The 25,406-nt window shown below is 48.5% G+C and carries 25 protein-coding genes and 1 pseudogene; 1 reads left to right on the top strand and 25 read right to left on the bottom strand.

All coding sequences use genetic code 11. From position 1 onward, the window contains the following. Positions 1-77 precede the first annotated feature (77 nt). Positions 78-1,010 (bottom strand): 50S ribosomal protein L3 N(5)-glutamine methyltransferase, encoded by a 933-nt coding sequence (gene prmB, locus PUN32_RS05895; protein WP_274722212.1) that lies wholly within the window; start codon positions 1,008-1,010, stop codon positions 78-80. Between the two features lie 66 nt (positions 1,011-1,076). Here prmB and smrB point away from each other — a divergent pair, with 66 nt between their 5' ends. Further along, on the top strand, positions 1,077-1,637 hold the full coding sequence (gene smrB / locus PUN32_RS05890) for an endonuclease SmrB (RefSeq protein ID WP_166013372.1): 561 nt from the start codon (positions 1,077-1,079) through the stop codon (positions 1,635-1,637). Positions 1,638-1,675: 38 nt separating this feature from the next. Here the strand turns inward: smrB and flhB are convergent, their stop codons facing one another. The 24 genes and pseudogenes from flhB to PUN32_RS05770 all read right to left on the bottom strand — a co-directional run bounded on the left by flhB (position 1,676) and on the right by PUN32_RS05770 (position 25,084). Next, a complete protein-coding gene (flhB, locus tag PUN32_RS05885; RefSeq protein ID WP_274722211.1) occupies positions 1,676-2,806 on the bottom strand; it encodes a flagellar biosynthesis protein FlhB in 1,131 nt (376 codons plus the stop codon). Positions 2,807-2,815: 9 nt separating this feature from the next. After that, positions 2,816-3,598: a flagellar biosynthetic protein FliR gene (gene fliR, locus PUN32_RS05880; RefSeq protein WP_274722210.1), complete on the bottom strand. Its 783-nt coding sequence runs from the start codon at positions 3,596-3,598 to the stop codon at positions 2,816-2,818. Between the two features lie 8 nt (positions 3,599-3,606). Then, positions 3,607-3,876: a flagellar biosynthesis protein FliQ gene (gene fliQ, locus PUN32_RS05875; RefSeq protein ID WP_166013375.1), complete on the bottom strand. Its 270-nt coding sequence runs from the start codon at positions 3,874-3,876 to the stop codon at positions 3,607-3,609. A gap of 13 nt (positions 3,877-3,889) precedes the next feature. Then, positions 3,890-4,789, bottom strand: coding sequence for a flagellar type III secretion system pore protein FliP (gene fliP / locus PUN32_RS05870; RefSeq protein ID WP_274722209.1), 900 nt, complete (start codon positions 4,787-4,789; stop codon positions 3,890-3,892). Continuing rightward, positions 4,767-5,156, bottom strand: coding sequence for a flagellar biosynthetic protein FliO (gene fliO, locus PUN32_RS05865; RefSeq protein WP_274722208.1), 390 nt, complete (start codon positions 5,154-5,156; stop codon positions 4,767-4,769). The genes fliP and fliO overlap by 23 nt, the downstream gene beginning before the upstream one ends. A 3-nt stretch (positions 5,157-5,159) precedes the next feature. Next, complete coding sequence (fliN, locus tag PUN32_RS05860; protein ID WP_166013378.1) at positions 5,160-5,570, bottom strand: flagellar motor switch protein FliN; 411 nt, start codon at positions 5,568-5,570, stop codon at positions 5,160-5,162. A gap of 93 nt (positions 5,571-5,663) precedes the next feature. Then, entirely contained in the window at positions 5,664-6,713 is a 1,050-nt protein-coding gene (fliM, locus tag PUN32_RS05855; RefSeq protein WP_274722207.1) for a flagellar motor switch protein FliM, read from the bottom strand. Positions 6,714-6,720: 7 nt separating this feature from the next. After that, the gene (gene fliL / locus PUN32_RS05850) at positions 6,721-7,221 is read right to left on the bottom strand and encodes a flagellar basal body-associated protein FliL (protein ID WP_274722206.1); all 501 of its coding nucleotides are present in this window, start codon (positions 7,219-7,221) and stop codon (positions 6,721-6,723) included. A gap of 34 nt (positions 7,222-7,255) precedes the next feature. Continuing rightward, positions 7,256-8,467 (bottom strand): annotated as a pseudogene (locus tag PUN32_RS05845) (flagellar hook-length control protein FliK); the annotation flags it as partial. A gap of 589 nt (positions 8,468-9,056) precedes the next feature. Then, positions 9,057-9,500 (bottom strand): flagellar export protein FliJ, encoded by a 444-nt coding sequence (gene fliJ, locus PUN32_RS05840; RefSeq protein ID WP_274722204.1) that lies wholly within the window; start codon positions 9,498-9,500, stop codon positions 9,057-9,059. A 13-nt stretch (positions 9,501-9,513) separates the two neighbouring features. Continuing rightward, positions 9,514-10,833, bottom strand: a complete 1,320-nt coding sequence (gene fliI / locus PUN32_RS05835) for a flagellar protein export ATPase FliI (protein WP_166013383.1) — start codon at positions 10,831-10,833, stop codon at positions 9,514-9,516. Positions 10,834-10,836: 3 nt separating this feature from the next. After that, positions 10,837-11,637 (bottom strand): flagellar assembly protein FliH, encoded by an 801-nt coding sequence (gene fliH / locus PUN32_RS05830; protein WP_274722203.1) that lies wholly within the window; start codon positions 11,635-11,637, stop codon positions 10,837-10,839. Positions 11,638-11,726: 89 nt separating this feature from the next. Continuing rightward, on the bottom strand, positions 11,727-12,773 hold the full coding sequence (fliG, locus tag PUN32_RS05825) for a flagellar motor switch protein FliG (RefSeq protein ID WP_274722202.1): 1,047 nt from the start codon (positions 12,771-12,773) through the stop codon (positions 11,727-11,729). Beyond that, entirely contained in the window at positions 12,766-14,505 is a 1,740-nt protein-coding gene (gene fliF / locus PUN32_RS05820) for a flagellar basal-body MS-ring/collar protein FliF (protein ID WP_274722201.1), read from the bottom strand. Before fliF ends, fliG begins: the two co-directional genes overlap by 8 nt. A 15-nt stretch (positions 14,506-14,520) precedes the next feature. Beyond that, the gene (gene fliE, locus PUN32_RS05815) at positions 14,521-14,832 is read right to left on the bottom strand and encodes a flagellar hook-basal body complex protein FliE (protein ID WP_166013387.1); all 312 of its coding nucleotides are present in this window, start codon (positions 14,830-14,832) and stop codon (positions 14,521-14,523) included. Positions 14,833-14,907: 75 nt separating this feature from the next. Next, on the bottom strand, positions 14,908-16,392 hold the full coding sequence (locus PUN32_RS05810; protein WP_274722200.1) for a sigma-54-dependent transcriptional regulator: 1,485 nt from the start codon (positions 16,390-16,392) through the stop codon (positions 14,908-14,910). A gap of 2 nt (positions 16,393-16,394) precedes the next feature. Continuing rightward, the gene (locus PUN32_RS05805; RefSeq protein WP_274722199.1) at positions 16,395-17,450 is read right to left on the bottom strand and encodes a sensor histidine kinase; all 1,056 of its coding nucleotides are present in this window, start codon (positions 17,448-17,450) and stop codon (positions 16,395-16,397) included. Between the two features lie 111 nt (positions 17,451-17,561). Beyond that, positions 17,562-19,028, bottom strand: a complete 1,467-nt coding sequence (locus PUN32_RS05800) for a sigma-54 dependent transcriptional regulator (protein WP_274722198.1) — start codon at positions 19,026-19,028, stop codon at positions 17,562-17,564. Between the two features lie 231 nt (positions 19,029-19,259). After that, complete coding sequence (gene fliS / locus PUN32_RS05795; protein WP_166013391.1) at positions 19,260-19,670, bottom strand: flagellar export chaperone FliS; 411 nt, start codon at positions 19,668-19,670, stop codon at positions 19,260-19,262. 10 nt (positions 19,671-19,680) lie between these two features. Continuing rightward, complete coding sequence (locus PUN32_RS05790; protein ID WP_274722197.1) at positions 19,681-19,986, bottom strand: flagellar protein FliT; 306 nt, start codon at positions 19,984-19,986, stop codon at positions 19,681-19,683. A 44-nt stretch (positions 19,987-20,030) separates the two neighbouring features. Then, a complete protein-coding gene (fliD, locus tag PUN32_RS05785; protein WP_274722196.1) occupies positions 20,031-22,034 on the bottom strand; it encodes a flagellar filament capping protein FliD in 2,004 nt (667 codons plus the stop codon). A 20-nt stretch (positions 22,035-22,054) separates the two neighbouring features. Further along, complete coding sequence (gene flaG, locus PUN32_RS05780; protein WP_274722195.1) at positions 22,055-22,513, bottom strand: flagellar protein FlaG; 459 nt, start codon at positions 22,511-22,513, stop codon at positions 22,055-22,057. Positions 22,514-22,585: 72 nt separating this feature from the next. Next, positions 22,586-23,716 (bottom strand): flagellin, encoded by a 1,131-nt coding sequence (locus PUN32_RS05775; protein ID WP_274722194.1) that lies wholly within the window; start codon positions 23,714-23,716, stop codon positions 22,586-22,588. A gap of 234 nt (positions 23,717-23,950) precedes the next feature. Then, positions 23,951-25,084 (bottom strand): flagellin, encoded by a 1,134-nt coding sequence (locus tag PUN32_RS05770; protein WP_274722193.1) that lies wholly within the window; start codon positions 25,082-25,084, stop codon positions 23,951-23,953. Positions 25,085-25,406: the final 322 nt, after the last annotated feature.

The following is a 25,406-nucleotide window of genomic DNA, read 5'->3' as shown; positions in this document are numbered from 1 at the left end:
CTGGCAGCCAATAAAAACGCCGACGGTTCAGTCGGCGCTAAGAGGAGCTCATCAATATTTAGACTGAATATTGATGCTTAATCTTTATACAGTGCAAAATCCGCGGCACAGTCAATCAGTTGCTCACGAGTTAACAAGAACACCCCGTGGCCACCATTTTCAAACTCTAACCAAGTAAATGGGATATGGGGATACTGCTCCATCATATGCACCATAGAGTTACCCACTTCGCACACTAAAATCCCATTCTCTTTTAAATAGGCTGGTGCATTGGCTAAGATCCGACGCGCCAGCTTCAAGCCATCGCTACCTGCCGCAAGACCCAATTCTGGCTCATGACGAAATTCGCTAGGCAGGCTATCCATATCTTCCTGATCGACATAAGGAGGATTGGTCACGATTAGATCATACGGCTCGACCGGTAAGTCACGGAACAGATCAGAACGGATCGGGAAAACTTGCTGCTCTAAACCATGATCTTGAATGTTTTGCTCGGCAACTTGTAGCGCATCCAGCGAAATATCAATCGCATCCACTTCCGCGTCAGGAAATGCGTTGGCACAGGCAATCGCAATACAACCACTACCGGTACACAAATCCATAATCCGGGTTGGCTCTTCGCTCAACCAAGGTTCAAAGCGGTTTTGGATCAACTCACCGATCGGCGAGCGCGGCACCAGTACGCGTTGATCAACGAAAAACTCCAGCCCGCAGAACCAGGCTTTATTGGTCAGATAGGCGACAGGAGTACGTTCATTAATCCGGCGGATCACCCGCTCAACCACACGTAAACGCTCACTATTAGTTAGGCGAGAATTCAAAACATGCGGAGGCACATCAATCGGTAGATAGAGCGTTGGCAAAATCAGTTGTACCGCTTCATCCCAAGCGTTATCTGTGCCTTGACCATAAAATAGGTTAGCGGCGTTAAAACGACTCACCGTCCAACGAATCATGTCTTGCAAGGTATGCAGTTCTGCAACCGCCTCCTCAACGAAAATCTTATCCAAAATTGCCTCCAAAAAGCGCTACAATACTGCGTCATCAATTTACAGTAACCAAAATACGTCCCACCAATGAATAAACACCAGCAGAACATAGCCCACAATGCTCGCGATAACGAGAATGTTGACGACGATTTCTCACTGTTTCGTGACGAAGTACAGGGCGTAAAAAAGTTGCGTCAGGATACCATATTCCACGCCCCAAACAGAAATCCCAAGCAAAAAGAAATCCAGCGTAGCGAACGGGAAGCTTGCGACAACGATTTCTATTTCTCCGATCAATTTATGCCACATTTGAGTGATGAAGGACCTACACGCTATGCGCGCAGTGATGTTTCGAAATATGAAGTGAAAAGGTTGCGCCGTGGAGTGTACGTGCCAGATGTGTTTTTGGATATGCACGGCATGACTCAGCAAGAAGCCAAACGCGAATTAGGCGCGATGATCAGCTACTGCTTAAAAAACAACGTGCATTGTGCCTGTGTGCAACATGGGATAGGCAAACACATCTTAAAGCAAAATGTACCACTGTGGTTGGCCCAGCACCCAGAAGTGTTAGCATTCCACCAAGCTCCACTCGAATTTGGTGGTGGCGGTGCGTTGTTAGTGCTGCTCTCGATTCCCGAAAAATAATCCAAGTTAAGCCGAGCTTGCTCCACACTGTGCTGGTTTTAATAGCGCATATCCGTTGGGATCGGCATGCTATCTGGGTTGAGTTTGGGTCGTTGTCCCCCTTTACGGCGGTACTGTTTTAACTGGAACACAAAAGCTAATACTTGCGCCACTGCCACGAATAAACCATCGGGGATCTGCTGCTCTAGCTCGGTGGTATGATACAGCGCTCGCGCCAAAGGGGGCGCAGGTACAATGGTAATATCGTATTCGCGGGCAATTTCACGAATTTTCAGCGCCATATGATCCACCCCTTTGGCAATCACTACTGGGGCTTTGTCAGTATTTTGCTTATAGCGTAATGCCACCGAAAAGTGATCTGGGTTGGTGATGATCACGTCGGCCTGTGGCAAGGCGGCCATCATACGCCGCTGCGCAGCTTCACGTTGCAGCATACGGATCCGCCCTTTCACTTCAGGTTTACCTTCAGTATCTTTGTACTCATCTTTCACTTCTTGCTTGGTCATTTTCAGTTGTTCGCTGTGCTGCCAAATCTGAAAAGGAATATCAATCGCCACAACTACCAGCAGTGAGCAACTGATCAGCAAAATAAAGTTAAGTAAAATATCGAGCGCGTGAAAAATGTTTTGCGGATAAACATCAAAACTGAGTTGAAACAGATCGGTTTTGGATGACTCAATCAGATAAAAGGCCATCCCCGCCACCAGCAGCACTTTGAGGATTGATTTGATCAGCTCAACCCAACTTTTTAAACCAAACATTCGCTTCAACCCACTGAGTGGATTGATTTTCGACAGTTTGGGCATCGCAGCTTCTGCGGAAAAGCGGACCCCGCCGACGCCTGCTGCGCCAAGCAAGGCGGCAACAAACAAGGTGATCAAAATCAGCAGCAATGGCCACAACAAACCGATCAGGACACCGGCCACGATATCGAATAGTTTGCCTACATCAAAAATTTCCTCACGACTCAAGGCAAACAGACGCTGCATCGCGGCCATCAGTCCATGAGCCAGCGTTTCACCAAACCACATCAGTGATAACGCGCCAATCACTAATACTGAGACAGAAGCCAACTCTTTCGATCGCGCAACTTGACCTTTTTCCTTGGCCTGCTGCAACCTTCGGGGGGTGGCCGCTTCTGTCCTTTCTTGTCCATCCGATTCTGCCATATCAGCCCCCTAGCAGCTCAAGCGGATCAGGCGACAGATCTGATCTTCCGCCTCTTGCCAATAAATTTCGTAATGGGTGTACAAACCATTGAGGATGTACCAACACAGCAATAAGCCGACCAACAATGCAAATGAAAAACCGAGCGAAAAAATGTTCAGCTGCGGTGCGGCACGGGTCATCACACCAAAGGAAAGGTTGACGGTGAGCAAGGCAATGATGCCAGAAAGTGACATGGCCAATGCGGCTTTAAACATGATGCCGAGCCACAGTGCCAGCTCGCGATAATCAACCGCGGTCAATGAGCCACTGCCAATCGGCAAGCTTTTAAAGCTAAACACCACTAATTGGATCATTTTTAAATGACCATCAGTGACGAGAAAAAATAAGGTGGTGAGCAGCATAAACATCTGCCCCAATACCGGCGTATTTTGGCCGTTGGCAGGATCGACCATCGAGGCAAAACCAAGGCTCGATTGCATCCCCAAGATTTGACCAAGCATCACAAAAGATTGCACTAAAAATTGAGTCACCATGCCCATCGCCATGCCAATCACCACCTGTTCAAAGGTGATCATAAAACCGCGCAGCGACAGCAACGCGATATCGGCAGGGACGGCAGGAATGGCGGGCATCACCGCCAGCGTCAAAGCTAAGCCAAGATAGAGGCGCACACGGGCAGGAACAAAACGCGCACCAGTCACCGACATCACCATCAACATGGCGGCAATACGCGTATAGGGCCAAAAATAGTTGGCAATGAAATCGAGCACGACACTGGCTGGGTACTCCATAAGTGCTCCTAGTACAGAATCTGCGGCAGACGCTCAACCATGCTGTAGAAAAAATCCATCAGCATTTGGGTCATCCAATGCCCAAAGAACATCAAGGCCAATAGCGTGATGATCAGACGCGGTAAAAAGCTCAGCGTCTGCTCGTTAATCGAGGTCGCCGCTTGAAAAATCGCCACCACGAGGCCAATCATCAAGCTCGGTATGATGATGGCACACACCATGACCAGCACCATCCATAGTGCTTCGCGAAACAGTTCGACAAATATCTCTGGGGTCATATTGTCGTTTCCATCACAAGGCAAAGCTGCTGGCTAAGGTCGATAAGATCAGATTCCAACCATCCACCAACACGAATAACATCAATTTAAACGGTAGTGAGACAATCATCGGCGACAGCATCATCATACCCATCGCCATCAACACCGAAGCTACCACCAAATCGATGATTAAAAATGGTAAAAACAGCATAAAGCCGATTTGAAACGCGGTTTTCAGCTCAGAGGTGATAAAAGCCGGAATGAGTACCGCCATCGAAACTTGCTCCGGTTCGGTCACTTGTGATCCCGACATGGCAACAAAGGTTTCCAAATCATTCACCCGAGTCTGTTTGAGCATAAAGGCTTTCAGTGGCTGCTGGGCGACATCAAAGGCTTGGCGGGCAGAGATCTGCTCATCCAGATAGGGCTGCACCGCTTGTTGATTAATTTGGTTAAACACCGGGGCCATAATAAAAAAGGTTAAAAACAGCGCAATACCGATAATCACTTGATTGGAGGGGGTCTGTTGTAAACCCATCGCTTGACGCAGAATCGACATCACCACCACAATCCGCGTAAATGAGGTCATTAAAATGACCATCGCCGGCAAGAAGCCGAGCATGGTCATCAGCGCTAAAATTTGCAGATTGATCGAGTAATCTTCACTACCATCAGGATTGCTGGTCATAGTAAAAGCGGGGATCCCACCGCCACCACTGCGACTGCCTAATGCCATGGTTCTGGCGTTCGCTTGCTCTCTTTCCAGTGCGGTAACCGTGACCGATGAAGCGCCCGCGGCAGTTGATGGTATGCTGGTGGCCAGCGGCTCTTCGGCAAAAGCCAGCGCAGTAAACCCGAGTAAACTCGACAGCAGCCAAGTCGATAAGCCAGCGATCAACCAAGTGGTGAAATTAACTTTTTGCGTCTGTTTCATGTTTTTTTAGTAACTGCATCAATTGGTTGGGAAATGGTCTGCTGGACTGCACCTCTTGCGGCAACGGCTGCTCAAGTTGGGCGAGCAATTGGATCGATTGGCTGGTCACGCCAATTAAATACTGTTGCTCCCCGGCTTGAATAATCATTACCCGCTCTTTGGTGCCAACCGGTAACTGTTTAACCACACTTAAACCATTGGATTGGCCAAACACCGGAACTCGCATCCGTTTTAGCAACCAGGCCAAAAATAAGATCAGCCCTATCACCAACAACAGCGACCCCAAAGTGGTCGCTAAATCGAGTTGGCTGCTAGGTGCCGCCAGAGCTGGGATCGGGATAACCAGCAGAGTTGCCCATTTTCGCATCGGTTATCTCAATTTCTTGATACGTTCAGTTTGGCTGATCACGTCAGTTAAACGGATCCCAAATTTGTCGTTGACCACGACCACTTCACCATGCGCAATCAGGGTACCATTTACCATCACATCCAGTGATTCACCGGCAATCCGATCCAACTCCACCACCGAGCCTTGGTTAAGCTGCAATAAATTACGAATACTGATTTTAGAACGGCCAACTTCCATTGAAATGGTAACTGGAATATCCATGATGGTATCCAGTTTACGCCGCTCATCCTCAGAAAATGCAGGCGCAGTGTTTTTTAGCTCTTCCAGTGGTGCGGCCAATATTTCATCGATATCAATATCCGGCGCATTCGGATCTTCCCCTAGTGCCGCAGCCCACTCTTCGGCGAGTCTTTCATCTTCACTTTTTCCCATCTTCAACTACCTATTGTTCTGATCATGATGTGCTGAACGACAGCACTACTCTGCAAATGACCAAGTTACCGCGAACGAATAACGGGGAGTGACTTACTCAAACCCATCTTGTTCTGCGTTTTCAAACTCGGCCATAATATCTTTACCTAAAAATGCCAGATCGGTTTTCACCACATCCGGCCGTTTGATTTTTTCGGACACTTGTACCGCCAGTTTTTCACCGGAACGGCCCATTTTAACACGGTAGGTCGGCAGCTCTTCGACAAACATCACTGCGTGCTCTGGCATTTTAACCGGGATCACATCCCCTACTTGCAGCTCCATCAGATCGCGCAGGGCAATATCCATTTCGAGCAAATTGACGCGAAAATTGACCGGCACATCCATGATCTCTTCACGCAGCGCCGTGCTCCAACGCACGTCAGTTTCCATCTTATCCGACTGCACACCCGCATCGAGCAGTTCGCGGATCGGCTCTACCATCGAGTAAGGCATCACCATGTGGAAATCACCACCGCCACCATCCACTTCAACGTGGAATGAACTCACCACAATCACTTCGGTCGGGCTGACAATATTCGCCATACTCGGGTTCACTTCAGAATCGAGGTATTCGAACTCGACCCCCATCACTGGCGACCACGCTTCTTTATAGTCAGCAAACACGATTTTGAGCAGTAACTGGATCACGCGGCGTTCTGTCGGGGTAAATTCACGCCCTTCAATACGCGCATGGTAGCGACCATCACCACCAAAGAAGTTTTCCACCAAAATAAACACTAAGCGGGCTTCCATGGTGACTAAGGCGGTGCCTTTTAATGGCCGAAAACGCACCATGTTCAAACTGGTTGGAACGTACAAAGTATTTTGGTATTCACCAAATTTCATCATTTGTACGCCGTTAATTGATACCTCAGCCGTTTTTCGCAACATATTAAACAGACTGATGCGTAAGTGGCGTGCAAAACGTTCATTGATAAGCTCCAGCGTTGGCATTCGCCCACGAACGATACGATCTTGGGAAGAAAAATCGAAGCTGGTCGCACTGGAACCCGATTGGGGTAACTCCTCTTCTTCCTCATCCACACTATCCACACCGTGCAGTAGTGCATCAATCTCGTCTTGGCTTAATAAATCAGTCACATGTCACCTATTGCATTACAAAGTCGGTAAACAGCACTTTTTCAATCACTGGCTTGCCGACGGCCATATTGAGTGCCGCTTTAATGTCTTCCGTCGCTTTATCACGCAGTTCAATTCGGCCATTAGGAGTACGCAACTGCTCAACCGTTGCCGAAGCAAAGGTCGCCAACAAAGAGCTTTCGATCAGAGGAGAGTGGTAACGGGCTAAATTCTCATTTTCACCACCACGCACCATCAATTGCACCTTAATCTGCACCATGCGATCACGACTATCACCGGTGACATTAAACACAAAGGGTTGCGCAATATTAACATAAGCGACTGGCGCGATTTGGTTGGCAGCCGATTGCCCGCTTTGCGAATCTCCTGCCGTGGTTTTATCTTCTGAACCCAGCATAAAAAATGCCGCGCCAGCCACACCGAGCAGCAATACCACGCCAGCGATAATCATCAGCAGCAGTTTACTCTTGCCCTTCGGGGCGGTGGTTGCCAGATCTTGTTCTGCCATAATGACCTCTGTATGTGGTTAATTTTGTATAAGTTTAAGCGTAATAACTGATTCCATCACGCTTTGTTGCCACATTCAAATCAAGTTTGATGTCGGTATCAACCTTTTCTTCGCTATGCCATGGTTCATGGCGGCTAGTTTGCGCAAATTCTGTGCTTTGCTGCCAATTTTGTTGCTGTCCTGTACTTTGCTGCTGTACTGAGCTTTCACCTAATTGCACGCCTTGCTGAGCCAGCATTTCGCGCAGCCTTGGCAAGGTTTGCTCTAACAGATCTCGCGCTTGGGAATTGGCTACCGTAAAGTGAACATTCGCGCCATCTCCTTGCATATTGAGTCGGATCTGCAAACGGCCCATTTCTGGTGGATCAAGGCGAATATCGATATTTTTCAAATTCTTCGATAGCATCATTTGCACCCGTTCTGCCATCTGTTCTGCGGCCAGATCTTTATGCAAATGCAATGCGCTAGCAGGGTTCGCGGCTACGCTTGACTCAGCGCGCGGCGAAGTTGCGGTTGGTCCACTCAAGCCTGCGGCGGCGGCCATTTGTTCAGCCAGCCCCTCTTGCCCAGACTCAGCGGTGATTGAGCGCATAGGCTCTGTCACCCCGCGGCCAGCGAAACTGGCGAGCAGTGCTGAGTCGGCCATTAATGATTCTGGATTCAAGTTTGCCTGAGCACTTAGCAGCGAAGAGGCCGTGGGAGCCGCCACACCCAACATGTCGATAGCCTCATTAGTGGCAAGATGCGGTGATAAACCACTACTAACGGCGGCGGTAGCCGATTGTCCTGTCGATTGCGGAGCCAGCCGATCCGCAGTAAATCCTTTGCTGTGAGTAGGATCCTCAAGCACAGCCGTTCGCCAAGGAATTGCCGCCAGACCTAACTCACTGACCTCAGAGGGTGGAGTGGACAGCGCATTTATTGCTGGCGCAAACTCAGCACTGCCTAAGCCAGAGTCCGGTTCGTTTGCTCCATCCGCCATCATATGCGCAACTGTGGGTTGAGCTTGCTCGGTACCGATTATCGCCGATGGCGCGACCAACGAAGCAAAAGAGTCTAGCGCCCCTGCGGCTTCTTCTGCTTCAAACAATGAAAGCCTATTATCAGACTCAATCTCTGCCATCTCAGCCGTCGGCAAGCTTTTGCCGTGCTGAGTATTCAACACTTGATTGGCTTGTTGCAAACGACCAAGCAACTGATCCCCCTCGCTGATCGCTTGTGCAGCTTTTCGCTCTAGTACATCAGAGGTTAATGCACGGCGCTCATCGCTATCAGGCGCGGCTTGGCTATCAAAAGCCGGATCGGCAAACACCTCGCTATCGAGCAAAGCGAGGTCGTCTGTTGTCGACGATAGCTCGCCTACCGTTTGTTCGGCATCTTCGATCTGTTCATCAACAGCCGAGTGCTCGGTTGCTGAAAGCCGATTGGCCAGTTGCTGCGCGCTGGCTGCAGTTTGCTCTGTGTCATCTCGATCTACCGCTTTAGCACCAAAAATCAGACTATGTAACTGGGCAAAAAAACCTGTGCTAGATTGGTTATCTTGCGCCTCGACACCCGTTGCGGTGCTTTTCGCTACAGAGCTGGCTTTATTCGCTTCAGACGATGGGGTGAGGTTTACATTCATATTCGCTACTCGCACAGTGGGATATGAGTTTAGGTATTGGCCAAGCTGGCCATCCGTGCAATCCCAGGCTATCAACTCATCGCTCATGATTGACCTATCGGTCATGGTTACAAAAAACCAAGCAAAAAACACGCCAGATAAACCAAAAACACTGCATTACGATAGCAGCGAACCTTGGTAAGCCGAGCAGCAAACGGTAAGGAGAGACGACCTATAAGGAGAGACGACGCCGATTAAATATCAGCGTAGAAAATTCATCCATCTGATTTTGCTCGCGTTTGGCTTGTAATTGCTGACGTTCTACTTGTTTTTTCTCAATCAACCATTGGTAAGATTTACGCTTTTGACGCAGGCTCATCCAGTGTTGTTGGCTATTTTCAACCTGTAGCTGAAAGTGCTGTTCAGCACTTCTTTGTTTGGCCAGCGTTTCATCAAGCTGAGTGAGAAAGCGATTTAAGTGGCCATATTGACTGGCGGTTAGCCCAGATTGACCACGTGCCACCAACTGCTGACAATATTCCAAGCGATACTGCTCTATCTGCCGCAGTTGCTGGTAATAGCTCTCCAGCTCGCTGCGCGCTTTACTCAGTGCCAGCACCGCTTGATCTTCTTGTTCTTGGATCTGTTCGAGCAGAAAATCTAATGCGTTATCCATTTAGCACTTCCCTTTAGCTGCTCAACACATGGCGTAGCATATTAACGCACATCTCATAGGGTACCGTTTCTTTCATTGCCTGTTGCAGGTATTGATCGAGTTTAGGTTTGAGCGTGAAGGCTGCATCAATCGCTTTATCAGTGCCGGGTTTATAGGCACCAATCGAGACTAAATCTTGATTCTTACGACATACCGAAAGGATCTGCCTCACCGCCTTAGACATCAACATATGTTCATCGGTGGTGATCTGTGGCATCACTCGGCTGACCGATTTTTCCACATCAATCGCCGGATAATGGCCCGCATCGGCCATCTCTCGTGATAATACGATGTGACCATCCAGAATCGCTCGCGAGGCATCGGCAATCGGGTCTTGCAAATCATCACCTTCGGTTAACACGGTAAAAAAGGCGGTGATCGAACCTTGTTGGGGGCCACCATTACCCGCCCGCTCCACCAAAGCAGGAAGTTTAGCAAATACCGAGGGGGGATAACCTTTGGTGGCTGGCGGCTCACCAACCGAGAGAGCAATTTCACGCTGTGCTTGGGCAAAGCGGGTTAACGAATCCATCAGCAACAAAACATCTAAGCCTTGATCACGAAAATATTCAGCAATGGTTAACGCTGTTTGGCAGCCTTTTAAACGCATCAAGGGTGAAGCATCGGCAGGCGCAGCCACCACAACGGAACGCTGACGACCATCGACACCGAGGATCTCTTCGATAAACTCTTTAACTTCGCGTCCCCGCTCACCGATCAGCCCAACCACCACCACTTGTGCAGTCGTGCCACGCGTCATCATACCGAGCGTGACCGATTTACCGACCCCTGAACCGGCAAATAGACCAATTCGCTGACCTTTACCTACCGTTAAGAGGCCATTGACCGCTTTAATCCCCACATCTAACGGTTCACTGATCGGTTTACGTGCCAGCGGATTGAGCGGTACACCATTCAATGAAGCGCGCTGATCGGTGTAGATAGGACCGAGTCCATCAAGAGGATTACCGACGCCATCAATCACTCGTCCCAGCAGTTCCATGCCAACCGGCAATCCTGATTCGGCCGTGATAGGCGTGACTTTGGCTCCTGGCAGTACCCCAATAATTTGTTCGCTGGGCATCAAAAACAGGTTGTTGCCAGAAAAGCCGACCACTTCTGCTTCGACCTCTCCATTCATGGTTTCGACTTTGCACAAGCTGCCAACTGGGGCTTTGCAGCCTGTCGCCTCCAGAGTCAGCCCCACAACGCGCACCAACTTGCCAGAAGCCATTGGTCGGGTGGTATGGCCTGTCACCTTGTATTGGGCAAGACGCTCGGCTAACGCCAACATCGCTTACTCTCCCGGATGGTGGCGATTGATGCCACAAAAACTGTGCAATACGCTGCGGATCCGATCTTCCAGCCGATAGCTCACGCTCGATTCTCCAGCATCAATTTGTACATCGCCACGACTTAACGCGGGCTCACTCAGTAGTGTCCAGTGGCGAGTGGCAATCTCCTGCTCACCATAGGCTTGGCGAATGATCTCAACATCTTCCGGATTGAGTTTAAGGGTAATGGCATGGCCAGCGATCGGTAAGGCTTCAACCGAGGCTTTCAGTGTATCTAAGATCACTTGCGGATTAGTCTGCACTTCAACATGCACGACTTCTTTGACCAGTGCTAACACCATATTCACCAACTGCTTTTCCACTTGAGCATTGAGCAAATCCAGTGGCTGAGCAAATTGATTGGCCAGAGCGATAAAGGTTTGCACATGTTGTTGGATCTGCGCTTGCCCCTCTTCCATACCGAGTTGGTAGCCTTGTGGCTGCCCTTCGTCATGTCCCGCTTGCCAGCCTTCTGTTTTACCTTGCTCAAAACCTTGTTGATAGCCTTCTGCTTGCCCTTGTGCAAACCCTTCTTGCTGGGCAGCTAAGCGAATTTGCTCGATTTCTTGGGCAGTTAATTCCAGTTCGACTTCCGGCTCTGTAGCGGAAAAATCAGGCATCCAGCCGGGATCGTAATTAAAGGCGGTCGGTTTGGCCGCGGGTTCAGTGGCGGAGCCGTAATCCGGTAGTCCCCATTTTTGCGCGGTGACCGCATTATCGTCGATACCCGGGCGAATAAACCCACGCTTTCTTTCACCAGACATTGTGATCCTCAATTATGCAACCTGTGCAAGCTTATGCAAACTCATTCAAAACTTATCGCTCAATCAAGGCCGAATCAGGCCAGGATTGATTACAAGAATTCGTCGGCACCACCGCCCAGAATCAATTCGCCGTTATCGGCCATACGGCGTGCAATTGCCAAAATCTCTTTTTGCGCGGTTTCGACATCCGAGACTTTAATCGGCGGCATAGCTTCAAGATCATCTTTCATCAACTCAGCGGCACGTTTCGACATGTTCTTAAAGATTTTGTCACGCAAGGTATCATCAGCACCTTTGAGCGCTTTTTGCAGTACATCCTGCGGTACATCACGCAGCAATTTTTGAATCCCTTGATCGTCAACTTCAACCAAGTTTTCGAATACAAACATCAAGTCTTGGATCTGGGTTGCCAAATCTTCATCTTGGTCACGCATCTGATCCATCAACACACTTTCGATATTATTATCGAGATAGTTCATGATCTCTGCCGCCGCTTTCAAGCCGCCAATTTTGGCCGCTTGTGCCCCCGCTTGACCTGCAAACTGTTTCTCCATGATTTCATTCAACTCAGCCAGTGCCGAAGGTTGCACCTCTTCCAAGTTGGCAATCCGCATCAACAGATCCAGTCGGTCACGCTCAGAGAACTGGGCCAAAATTTCTGCCGATTGATCTGGGTCAAGGTAGGATAAAACAATGGTTTGGATCTGTGGGTGTTCATTAACAATAATGCTCGCCACTTGGCGTGGATCCATCCATTTGAGTGAATCCAAACCTTTCGAGCCGGTGCCGAGTAAGATTTGATCGACTAAGTTATTGGCTTTATCCGCTCCGAGTGCCGCTACCAACGCATTGCGTAGGAAGTCTTCACTGCCCATTCCAATATTGGTGTATTTCTGAATATCTTCTAAAAAGGCACGATGCACCGCTGAAACTTTGCTTTGGCTTAAATCTTTAGCGCGCGCCATCGCACTCCCCACCCGCTGTACCTGTTTGGGTTCAAGGTGACGAATAATGCCAGCCGCATCCGCTTCGTTTAGGCTTAACAACAAAATTGCCGCTTTCTCTTCGCCGGGAATTTCACTGATATCAATCGTGGATTCGATAACTTCACCACCATTTGGATTATCTTTAGCCATTTTGCATCCAGTTCTTCACTACTTGAGCCGCAAGCTCCGGCTCGTTTGCCACCAATGCACGTACCGCTTTCAGTACGTCCTCATCTTTGTGAAGATTCGGTAAATCAATGCCTGAACCAAATTCAAACAGTTCACCATTCTCAATTTCACTACCGATTAAACTGGTTTCACCATCCATCCCAATCGGCATACCATCTGGGCCATACATGGCGTCATCGGAATCCGCGGTCGGGTTGATGAGTTTCTTCATCGCTGGGCGCACCAATACCAGCACCACAATGATGATCACTAATGCGCTAGCTAGCCAACGGATCCAGTCATTGAAGTTCGGGTGTTCCCAAATTGGAATATCGGCGATTTGTTCGATTTCTGGCTCGGCAAACGGCATGCTCAGTACGTTCAACAAGTCGCCACGACTTTCACTAAAACCCACCGTACCGATTAAAATCTGACGAATGGAATGAAGATCCGCTTCACTCAACGGGGTATAAGTCACTTCCCCCGTTTCCGGATTGATACTTGAGCGACTTTTTACCGCCACTGCGATGGTCTGCCGATTCACCACGCCCGACTGTTTACGCTCATGGCTAATGGTAGTATCCAACTCATAGTTACGGGTCGCTTCTTTGTGCACCGAACCTTGACCAAGCACCGAACCATCTTTCATCTGTGCCACATCTTGTGGGATTGAAGCATCCGCGGGCGGCTGGTTACTCAACGCACCTGGCACTCCGGCAATCACGCTGCCATTATTGTAATCTTCTAGGGTATATTCACTGCGCGTCGCTGGTGTATTGGGATCAAACACTTTACGGGTCTGCTCTACAGCGGTGAAATCCAGTTTAATATCTACTTGAGCGGTGTAATTGCCCAAGCCAAGGATCGGGATCAAGACGGAGTCAATTTTGCCACGCAGCGTCTCTTCTTGCTGCTGCTCTAACTCTTGCTCTTTACGGCGCGCCGCCGATACGGGGTCTTGCGAACCTGAACTGAGCAAACGACCATGTTGATCTGTCACCGTAACACGGCTCGGTCTCATGCCCGGTACCGCACTCGCCACCATATCAACCACCGCATCCACTTCCTGCTGTTTGAGGTTAGTGCCAGTGCGCAAGGTGAGAAAAACTGAGGCTGACGCTTCTTGATTATGGCGTACAAACACACTCTGTTTTGGCAGGGCAAGTAATACACGCGCTTTATTGACTTGGCGCATCTCTTCAATGGCTTTAGCCAATTGCCGCTCACGGCTCAGTTTTAAACGCTCTTGCTCTAAGCGCTGCGAAACCCCAAAGCCCATATCCTGCATCAAGATTTCATCACCCGCTTGACGCTGTTGATTTAACCCCGCACGCAGCATCGCCAGCTTAAGGCTGTTGTAATCACTCGCTGGCACCGAAATGGTGTTGCCATCGAGTTTGTATTGTTGTTTCTGTTGATCTAGGTAATCAAGCACTGGGATCAGTTCTTCGGTCTCGTAAGCCCCCAGTGGGCGCATTTCTGGCTCACGCACCCAGAAGAACAGCATCACAATCAGCGCAACACAGATCGAAATAGACAGCACCAACACCACTTGGCGCAATAAATCCAGATCGCCAACAGTAAAGTCCAGTTTGCTGCTTTTTTCGTTAAGGTCTGGATTTTGTGTATCGAGCGCAAGCTCTGAACTGGCCAATAAAGCTTGATCACCACTGGTGGTCAATGCGATATCGGTAGTTTGTTTATCATCGGCCACAGTCTGCTACCCAAATTATACTGGCATGTTCATCAGTTCTTTATACGCATCAACCAATTTGTTACGTACTTGAATGGTGGCTTCGAAAGCCACACTCGACTTGTTACGTGCGATCATCACATCGGAAAGTGAAATCCCTTCATCACCACGATCAAAGCGCATCTGCAAATCGCTAGAGGTTTGCTGTAGGCCATTAACGTTGTTGATCGCGTTAGTCAGCATCGCGCCAAAGTCTGCGCCAATTTTCTGACCAGTTGCGCTGGGTTGAGTATTGGTCGCCTCAAACATCATCGCGCGCATTTCACTGTTTAATCCATCAAGTCTCATTGCTACCTCTGATGTCAATTGTTTGACTCAAAAATCGTATCGCTCACTCTCATCAGCAATTTATATGCCATGCTCTTAGCCTGGAATATCAATTCCAGCATCACGCATCTTCGCCAGTTTATAGCGCAAAGTGCGTGGGCTAATGCCCAATTTTTCCGCCATCTCCTTACGCCGCCCCTGACATTCGGCCAAGGTATCAAGGATAATGGCAAACTCTTGATCGCGCAGCTCGCCGCCTAAACCGGCACTGGAAGTCAGCGAACCCGCAGCAGAGGTACTTGCAGTGAACGGGCTTGCCGTGGCTAAAGAGCTTGGCTGATGGGTTTCCGAGGCCCAAGCTTGATCGCGCTGCGGCTCGGCTAGCGGTTTAATCTCAGGTGCTGGCATCGCTTCACCAGCGACCGCTTGTTGCAGACTGCTCGCATCATGCCAGTCCACCCCTTCGAGTAGAATGTGCTCACTACCAATGTGACCATTCTCACTTAAAATCAGTGCGCGCTGCACGACGTTATCCAGTTCACGAACATTACCTGGCCACGGGTAATTGAGGAGTTTATTCAGCGCCGCTGGAGCGATACTGGGCACTGGCAGTCCTAACTTTTTGCAGTGGCGTTCCACTAAATGGTTCGCCAGAGGTTCAATGTCACCCTTCCGTTGCTGCAAGGCGGGCCAAGTGATTGGAAACACATTGAGGCGATAGTATAAATCCTCGCGAAAACGCTGCGCTTGCACATACTGCTTAAGGTCACGGTTACTGGTGGCGAGCACTCGTACATCGAGCTTAATGCTTTTACGGCTACCTAAGCGTTCCACTTCACGCTCTTGCAGTACGCGCAGTAGCTTGGCTTGTAGGTTCAAATCCATTTCACTGATCTCATCGAGCAAAATGGTTCCGCCTTGCGCCTGCTCAAACTTGCCTGGACAAGCTTGCACCGCACCGGTAAAAGCGCCTTTCTCATAACCAAACAGCGTTGCTTCAAGCATATTTTCAGGGATGGCTGCGCAGTTGATCGCCACAAATGGCCCTTCTCTGCGCGGTGAAGCGTTGTGAATATAACGCGACATCACCTCTTTCCCCGAACCACTCGGCCCTAAAATCATCACGTTCGCATCGGTTTTCGCCACTTTATCCGCTAATGCCAGCAATTTTAGGCTTTGCGGATCAGCCACCACCGCATCACCATTATCATCGGATTTGACTGGCGCGTAGCGGCTGACCATATTAAGCAGCACTTCTGGGGCAAACGGTTTGGCCATGTAGTCAATCGCGCCATCTTTCATCGCTGCAACCGCATCTTCAATATTGGCGTAAGCGGTCATTAACAACACGGGTAAATTCGGCCAATGCTGTTTGATGCTACGTAATAGTGCCAGCCCGCCCATACCAGCCATTTGCACATCAGACACCACTATATCGACGCTGTTTGCTTTGAGTTTAAGCAGCGCCTCTTCTGCACAATCTGCTTCTAGCCACTCGTATCCGGCTAAAGCTAAGGTATCGATCAATGCTTCGCGTAGACCTTCATCATCTTCTACGATTAAGACTTTGCTTTGAGCCATCGTCACTCTCCAGTCACTGAATTTGAGCTATCCATTGGTTGACGCTCAAGAGGGATGCACATGGTAAAACACGCACCTTCTCCCTCTTTAGAGATCAGTTCTAATCGCCCACCATGGGCACGGCATACCATTTGCACGACCGCTAAGCCAAGGCCTGTCCCTTGTGAGCGAGTGGTGAAAAAGGGTTCCATAATTTTGCGCTGTAATGCTTCGGGCACTCCAGGGCCATTATCTTGTACTGAAATCTTCAATTCGCCCTGCACTGGCCGAAAAAACACATCAATTTGTGCGTTTTTACCTGCCATTTGTAGCGCATTCAGCACTAAATTACTCAATGCGGAGGCTAAAGCGTTGGCATTTCCAAGCAGGGTAATCTCTTCACCTTCCACTTCTTGACCATAATCGATGTGGCTATTTTTCAAGGCGCTTTCGACCATCGGCATAAATTCTGCAGCCAGATCACCAATCGAAAAAGGCGCAACCACTTTATTATCACCGCCTTTCGCAAACAGCAGCATATCATTCACTTGCTTTTCAAGATCGTGCAATCGATCGACCAGTTTACTTTGGAAACGCTCGCGAGTTGCAGGAGCAAGATTTGGCGCAGCAAGATTAGCCGCATACAACATGGCACTCGACAGTGGCGTGCGCACTTGATGAGCCAATGATGCGACCATATGTCCCAATGAAGATAGGCGTTGTAAATCACTGATCCGCGACTGTAATAAGCGGGTTTCTGTGAGGTCAGTGATCAAAATAAGCTGGCCGGTCGCCGAGGCTGAAATCGCCAAGCGCACCTTGCGTCCATTACGTAGCGAGATTTCATGTCCATCATCTTCGCGCGGCGCAAACGCCACTTGGATCACGCTGTACCATTTTTCGCCCACCAGTGAGATGTCCAGCAAACGCTGCGCTTCAGGGTTGGCCTCACGCACGATACCTTGAGTATCAAGCAAAATCACCCCAGCAGGCATCACATCGAGCACTTGTTTATAGCGCTCAACTTGATCTTCCAGCGAGTCCAAATGGGAGTGCTGCTCTAGCATTGGGCTCATCATTCACTCTCCATCCTTTAAAGACAATAATGGCTTGACAAGCAAGAGCCACGCCAAGCCATTAAGCTTAATAATCAACATGTTAAAATTAAAAACAGATTAACAAGATGCTTTTTAGCGCTGCATATTATATTTGCGCATTTTTTCCACCAAAGTCGTGCGACGCATCCCCAACAGATCGGCCGCTCGGGCGACGACGCCACCTTGCACTTCAAGCGCTTGGTTGATCAGGTTGACTTCTAGATCGGCAAGCAGCTCTTTAAGGTTAACCCCTTCCGGTGGTAGCGCTTGAGGCAAATCAAGCTCTGCCGTGAATTCGTATGCCGGATCAAAATTGAAATCTTCCGCAAACAAGTCACATAACGCATCGCGCTCTTGCTCTTCCACCGAACTAAAGCGGTTTGACTCAGGCTGAAATTGCGGAATATCACTGTAACGATATTTGGTCGGTAGATGGTTAACATCCACTAAACTATTGGGATACAGGATCATCATCCGCTCAACCAAGTTGGCTAATTCACGCACATTACCCGGCCAATCGTGTTCCATCAGTGAATGAATCGCTCTTGGTGTAAAGCAGATCGGCTGCGCACCTTCCGCTTCCATACGCGCCATTAATTCTTGCAGCAGCAAGGGAATATCATCAATCCGATCGCGCAATGCTGGCATTTCAATTGGGAACACGTTGAGACGGTAGTAGAGATCTTCGCGAAATTTCTGATCTTCGATCATGGCTTCCAAATTGCGGTGAGTGGCGGCAATCACTCGCACATTAGCTTTAATCGTGCTGTTACCACCGACACGTTCAAAGCAGCGCTCTTGCAACACGCGCAGCAACTTGACTTGCATGCTCATCGGCATATCGCCGATCTCATCCAAAAACAGCGTGCCACCTTCAGCCAACTCAAAACGACCTTTGCGAGCGGTAATCGCCCCCGTAAAGGCGCCTTTCTCGTGACCAAATAGCTCACTTTCTAGCAAATCAGCCGGGATCGCTCCACAATTGATCGGCACAAAAGGACCATTACGGCGTCCTGAGTGATAATGAATATTACGCGCGACCACCTCTTTACCGGTGCCAGAGTCGCCCAAAATCATCACATTCGCTTCGGTGCTGGAAACTTGTTCAATCAGGTGACGAACATCTTGAATACCACTACTTTGCCCGACTAGGCTACGAAATAGTGTGTTGTTACGTGCGCAGGCCAAGACTTGCACGCCTTTACGCCCGAGAAATTCTTTACAGTGACGCAGCGCTTCACTTAACTGTGGGTAATTGAGCGGAAACTCTAATTCACCCACATAATGGGGAAACTCGTCTAATGAATAAGGCTGTTTGTTGGCTAGCAGTAGTGGAATATGGTTGGCTTTACTCAAAGAGTGAATTAATGCTTCAGACAGCTTTTGTTCACGCAACGAGCCTAAAATACATCCGGCCCACACGGTTGACCAATTGACTTGATCGATTTGCGTAGACTCAATGATCTCACACTGCTCTCCTACAAACTCTAAAATAACACTGAGGATTAGCCGGATCTTGGCATCGTCCTCAATTACAAGTAGTTTCGCTACACTCTGCATAGGTGAGATTATTTGCCTTTATGATAAAAAGTTGTGGTTACACTTTTTGTCATCATTTTCAGGTGATTGATTTTTGTTATAAATACTGAACAAACGATGAACAATTGGTGAACTTTAGCAACAAAAAAAGCCACTTGGCTAGTTAGTGGCTTCTATTCTATTTAAATCAGCAAATAAGGCAACCAAGCATTTGCTTGGTGTGATGTGTGTTAAAAGTTTCTGTAATAGAAATCAGATGCCCACATCGGCTGCCGTTAAATTATGAAATTCAGCTGGAATTTGATCCCACGCCGATTTTATTTCGCGGATAATCTCAATCACATCATCTAATAACTGTGGATCATTTTTATGATTGGCTTGAGTAATTTGGTTAACCATAAAGTCATACAGTTGATCGAGGTTTTTGGCAATATCCCCACCATCTTCCATCGACAAACAACTGCGCAAACTGATGATAATATCGAGCGCTTTACCTAAACGTTCACCTTTGACCGGAATGTTGCCTTGCTGCATGGCCGCTTTACCTTGGATCAGGCGCTCAATCGCTCCAGCCATCAACATCTGGACAATTTTATGCGGAGAGGCCGCACTGAGTTGGCTATCCACTGATACTTTTTTGTACGCCTGTAAAGAACCACGCATAGTCTTCCTCTTATAAAAACTTTTTGTATTGCTGAACCGATTTCTTACCGCGCCGATAATGATACAGCACTTGGCCGATTGCCACCGTTTTTGACTGCATCCGTTCAACAAGTTGTTGGGTGTTATCAATCGCTTGACGCCACAAATCTGATTGCGCCCATTCAGGGTGCTCGGCTAAATCGCTTAACAAGCTGTGCAACAGTTGTTCTCTGTTATCGACCAGTTGCAAAATATCTTCAGCATCAATCTCATCTTCAGCCAGCAGAGTGGTAATTTGTTGATCAAGATCACTTAAACATTGCAGTTGTGTTTGCATCTTAATCACTTCCTCGCGGGATCAGTACCGCGCGTTGCCATGGTTTAGCCACCTAATGCCCCCATCATGCCAGCCAACTGTGACTGCATTTTGCTGGTAGCATCTTGCATGGCGCTAAATTTGGCATGGGTGCGTTTCTCTAAACTATCCATATGGCGATCCAACGAGCGCTGGTTATCGCCTAATCGGTAAGTTTGTTCGGTCAAACTTTTTTCACGTGTGCGAATGGAGCCCGTCACGCCGGTCATGCTGGCAATCGCATCTTCAACGCGTTTGGCAAAGCCTTGATTGCCGCCAAAAAAATCCCCCAGCGTGTTAAAGTTATTATTCAGTTGCCGATCCAGCATCGTATAGTTGATTTCTAGCCCACCTTGCCGAGTGGTGGTAATACCAAATTCAGTCAGCGATTTTAGGTGTTCAGGGGCCTGCTCAATGCTGGATGAGAATACGTTTTTTAAGCGCGAATCGGCGCTGCGCACAATACTATCTCCGGCCAATGGACCGGCTTGTCCTGTTTGTGGATCGACGCCAGATAATGCTTTGCTGATTTGAAAAAACTGGTTATAAGCCGCGACAAACTGTTCAATATCGTTGCGTACCCGATCGCGATCGTATTCAATCCCAATCTCAGGTGGAGCTTGATTGGGATCAGTCTTACCTTTGAGGGTTAGGTTCACCCCTTCGATGGCATTTTCAATAATATTGTTATTACTCGATAACGTCGCGATGCCATCGAGCACCACCATCGAGTCTTGTGCCGCTTGCACCTCAAGCATGCCACCATAACCGTCAAAAGCAGCTTGCGCGGCAACAAGTGCGGTTTGTGCTTGCTCAACTTGTTCAATATAGTCACGCTCTTGGGCACTCAGTTGACTGCGAGCTTGTGCTTTGGCCTCTTCTGGGCTCATTTTGCCACTGCTCAGTGCCGCTTCCATTTGCGCCTGTTGCTTGGCTAATTTTTGATCGAGTTTTTGCTGCGCTTCTTGCGGTGTCAGGTAAGAATCCAGCAAGGTTCCTGAAGCGGTATTACTCCAACCGGGTATATTGGCGGCTTTTTGTTGTCCACTCGCATCCAACTCCGCTTCGGGCTCCCAATAAGAGTCGAGCAAAGTTCCTGAAGCGGTTTCGCTCCAGCCCGGAATTCGCTCTTCTGGTCTAAGGTATTTTTTTGCCTCACTGGCCGCACTCGCGACTGTTTTCAGTGCGCTATCGGTCAGTTCGGCTGGATTGGTCACATCGTTTGCGGCACTATTTTGGGCAGTTTGTGCCGCCGAGCGAATTTCTTGCGCCACTTCTTGATCCACTAAACGCGCCGCCGCGCCGATTTTTTCGGCCACTGTCGCTGCGATTTTTTGCTGTTCAGGAGTCAATGGTGTGATCAATTGCTGCGCTTGAGCTCGGGCCTGTTCAAGATCAAGCACCCGCTGTTCGAGCGATTTGTATTCGAGTTGTTTGAGTGGATTACCAAGCTCAGCTTCCGCTGACATCTGCACTCGGTGATCTTTACCGGAAAGGTGGGAGGCAACAATCAGCCGCGGCCCTTGCACATCATTAATGATGGAGGCTCGCACCCCTGGATTGGATTTTTCACCATTAATGCCACGCACAATATCGACCAATTTGGCATTGGCCGGCACATCAAAAGTAAAATTCCTGCGCCCCAATGAAAGATGCAGCTTGCCCGGACCAAACTTTGCGTCTTTGTCTAAGACTTCAGAGGCAATTTTATGGCTTTGAGCAAGCTGCAGCACATCGACGGAATAGTTTCCAGCAATCGCTTCCGTGGTGGCGGTCGCGGAGATGACTTTTTCATCACTGGTATCCACTTTGCGTGCCGCAAAAGCTTTCTCCTGACGAAATTGGGTCATCAGATTTTTCATCGTATCCAGCGACTCTCTGAGTCGACCATAGGCACTAATACTGGTATCAATGTTCGCCCGCTCATTATCAATGCGTTGCTGTTTAGGTACCCGCTCCGCATTCACAATTTTGCTGACGACACCATTGATGTCAAAGCCAGTATTCATCCCCATCGGGCCTAAACTCATTCAATCACCTCAAAACCGTGTTACACCTTCGCCATCAATAAGCCAGATCGATGATCCTGCTCACGGGCAAGGCGACGCAATACTTCCAACATCTCTTCTTCAGGGATTTGACGAATGATATCACCCGTCGAAGCTTCGTAGATGGTAACCACCTCGCGTCCGGATTCTTGATCCAATCTGAAAGACAGGCTTTTATTAATGGATTTCACAAAATCGTTCATTTGATCCACTACTTTGGCAAGTTGCTCCTCATCGAGACGCTGGCGCTGCTTTGCTTGCTGCCTTGCCTCAACCGATTGTTGTTGTCTTGCCTTGACCTGCTCAGAAAGATGTTCAGATGGTTTATCTGTACGCGAAACCGAACGGTTATTCTCCCCTGAAAACGAAACACGAGTTGCATTATCGATTTCTGAAGCAATTTTAGTGCCACTTTGCAAAACGTAAGGCTGAATGGTCGATGTGTAGGATGGTATTTCCATAGCACTCTCCTTTCTACCTTATCAGTCACGGTTCATCGCCCGTGACTGACTCGCTTGAGCCCTTTAACGGGTTTACCCAAGTAAACTTAGAGCAGCAGATGGCGACTGTTTAGCTTGTGCCAGCACAGACATACTGGCTTGTTGCAAGATTTGTGATTTGGTCATCGCCGTGGTTTCACGGGCATAATCAGTATCACGGATCCGGCTACGCGAAGCATTAACGTTCTCGTTAACGTTCTCTAAATTGCTAATTGCATGACTAAAACGATTTTGGAATGCCCCTAATGAAGCACGTTGGCTATCCACCGCCTTCAAAGCACCATCCAATACGGCTACCGCCTCTTGCGAACCGGCCACGGTTGAAACGTTGATCTTAGCCACCGTGACATCACGGCCAGCGGCAAAATCGATTTCTGCGCCAAGTCCGCCGCCAATCGTCACCTCACCCGCCACTTTTTGTGACGAAGCAAACAACTGTAACTTACCACCTTCACCGACGGATGCTTTTACATCGTCCGATTGGCCGTTGATATAAGTTGCCAGCTCTTCTAAATCATCACCCTGTTTAGCATTAATGGTCACCTCACGCGCTTCACCTTGCTTATCGGTGTAACTCAACGTTAAGTCGGTAGCCGCATCAACTCGCCAATCAGCCGCTTTACCTTCTTGCGCCACATAGCTTTTGCCACCCATCGCTTCGGTATCTGAACGCATATTGCCCATGCTCAGCATCACCGCCTCACCGGAATCAGCACCGATTTGGAATGATTTGCTGCCAAATGAACCGTTCAGCAGTCGATTGCCACCGAACGAAGTGGTTTCAGCAATTCGATTTAATTCATCATTCAACGCCGACACCTCTTCCTGAATCGCGGTACGTTCAGAAGAAGAGTTGGATCCATTAGATGATTGCAGCGCCAGATCACGCATCCGTTGCAAGATATTGGTGGTTTCGTTCATCGCCCCTTCCGCGGTTTGGGCGATAGAAATACCATCGTTGGCATTTTTCACTGCCATATCCAAACCACGGCTTTGCGATGTCAAACGGTTAGAAATTTGCAGACCAGCAGCATCGTCGCGGGCACTGTTGATTTTGTAGCCAGACGACAAACGCTCCATTGATTTTTGCATACCATCAACCGCACCATTTAAATAGCGCTGCGCGGTCATCGCCGACACGTTGGTGTTCACATTAATTGCCATATTGATCTCCTTAGGCGAATAAGTTGGTAAACCTCGGTGTCTCTCACCTCACGTCGGTTTACCCCATTTCTCTCGTCTCTTGTAACGGCGAGAAATTCTTATCCTTTAGAAAAATCTTGGGCTTTTTGCAGAAAAAATAAAATAACCGGCTTTTTTGTGAAGCTGGAGCTGAGTTAATGAAATTTAATGCAAAAAAAATCCAGCCGCAGCTGGATTTTGTGACGTTGATGGGGATTAACCCAGTAGGCTTAGTGCCGCATTCGGTGCTTGTTTGGCCTGAGCCAAGATAGAGCTTGACGCTTGCGACAGAATTTGTGATTTGGTGAGTGCAGTCGTCTCTTTCGCAAAATCCGTGTCTTTGATACGACTCTTCGATGCATTAACGTTTTCGTTAATGTTATCCAAGTTGCTGATCGCATGACTGAAGCGGTTTTGGAATGCACCGAGCTCTGCACGGTGGCTATCAACATACTTCAGTGCCGAGTCAATAATCGCCACCGATTGTTGTGCACCACCAACAGTGGTCACATTGATGGTATCAACGGTTTCCGCTTTACCGGCTTGCATATTCAATTCATCGGCCAAACCACCAGAGAAAGCCACATCACCGCTCACTTTATTATTGCCTGCGAAAATCTGCAGTTGACCATTCTCGTTAACTGACGCTTTGACTAAGTCAGTTTGACCATTGATGTAAGTTGCGACTTCTTCAATGTCATCGCCTTCTTTGGCGTTAATGGTGATATTTTGATCGTTACCATCCACATCTTTCAGTGTGAAAGTGATATCGTTAGCTCCCGCTTCAACTTTCCAGTTTTTGTCTTTTTGCTCTGTTGCAACATAACCAGTGCCACCCATTGCAGTATTATCACTGCGCATATCTTTTAGGGTCAGCATCACGGCTTCACCATTATCCGCACCAATTTGGAATGATTTGGTTGCGAAAGTGCCATTAAGCAGTTTATTACCACCAAATGAGGTCGTTTCAGCCACACGGTTCAGTTCATCATTCAGCGCGGTGATCTCTTCTTGAATCGCCACACGCTCAGATTTTGAGTTTGAACCATTAGCCGATTGCAGTGACAAATCACGCATACGTTGCAGAATGTTGGTGGTTTCATTCATCGCACCTTCTGCCGTTTGAGCAATCGAAATACCATCATTGGCGTTACGCACCGCCACATCTAGACCGCGACTTTGTACATTCAAGCGGTTAGAAATTTGCAGGCCAGCCGCATCATCTTTAGCACTGTTGATTTTAAAGCCTGAAGATAGACGCTCCATCGATGTTTGTTGTGCGCTAGTTGCACTGTTCAAATAACGTTGAGCGGTCATTGCTGAGACGTTGGTATTTACATTTACTGCCATGGTGATTTCTCCAATTGATTTTCCGATGGATCCGGTTTCCGACGTCTCGGAAAACCAAAGTAGTTCTCTTAAAGTTACCTTTTATAACGGCGTGATTTTTGAATCCTTTAGTAAAATTTTTCAATTTTTTTAGAAAAAAGTCTGTTTGGCGATAAATTACTCATCAAACACATAAAATGCACAAAAAACGCATTTTATGACTCAAGATTTTTATCCGGTGGACGAAGGGCTTGCTAACCGTAAATTACGCCATCGCTCCCCAGCCTGTTAGCTGGAATGGATTTCATCACTGACCAATGGAGTTATCGGGCAATAGCGCGGG

Origin of the sequence: Vibrio chanodichtyis (genome assembly GCF_028863985.1) — a bacterium.
In the GTDB taxonomy this organism is placed as follows: domain Bacteria; phylum Pseudomonadota; class Gammaproteobacteria; order Enterobacterales; family Vibrionaceae; genus Vibrio; species Vibrio chanodichtyis.
This window is presented reverse-complemented; position numbering and strand designations above follow the sequence as displayed.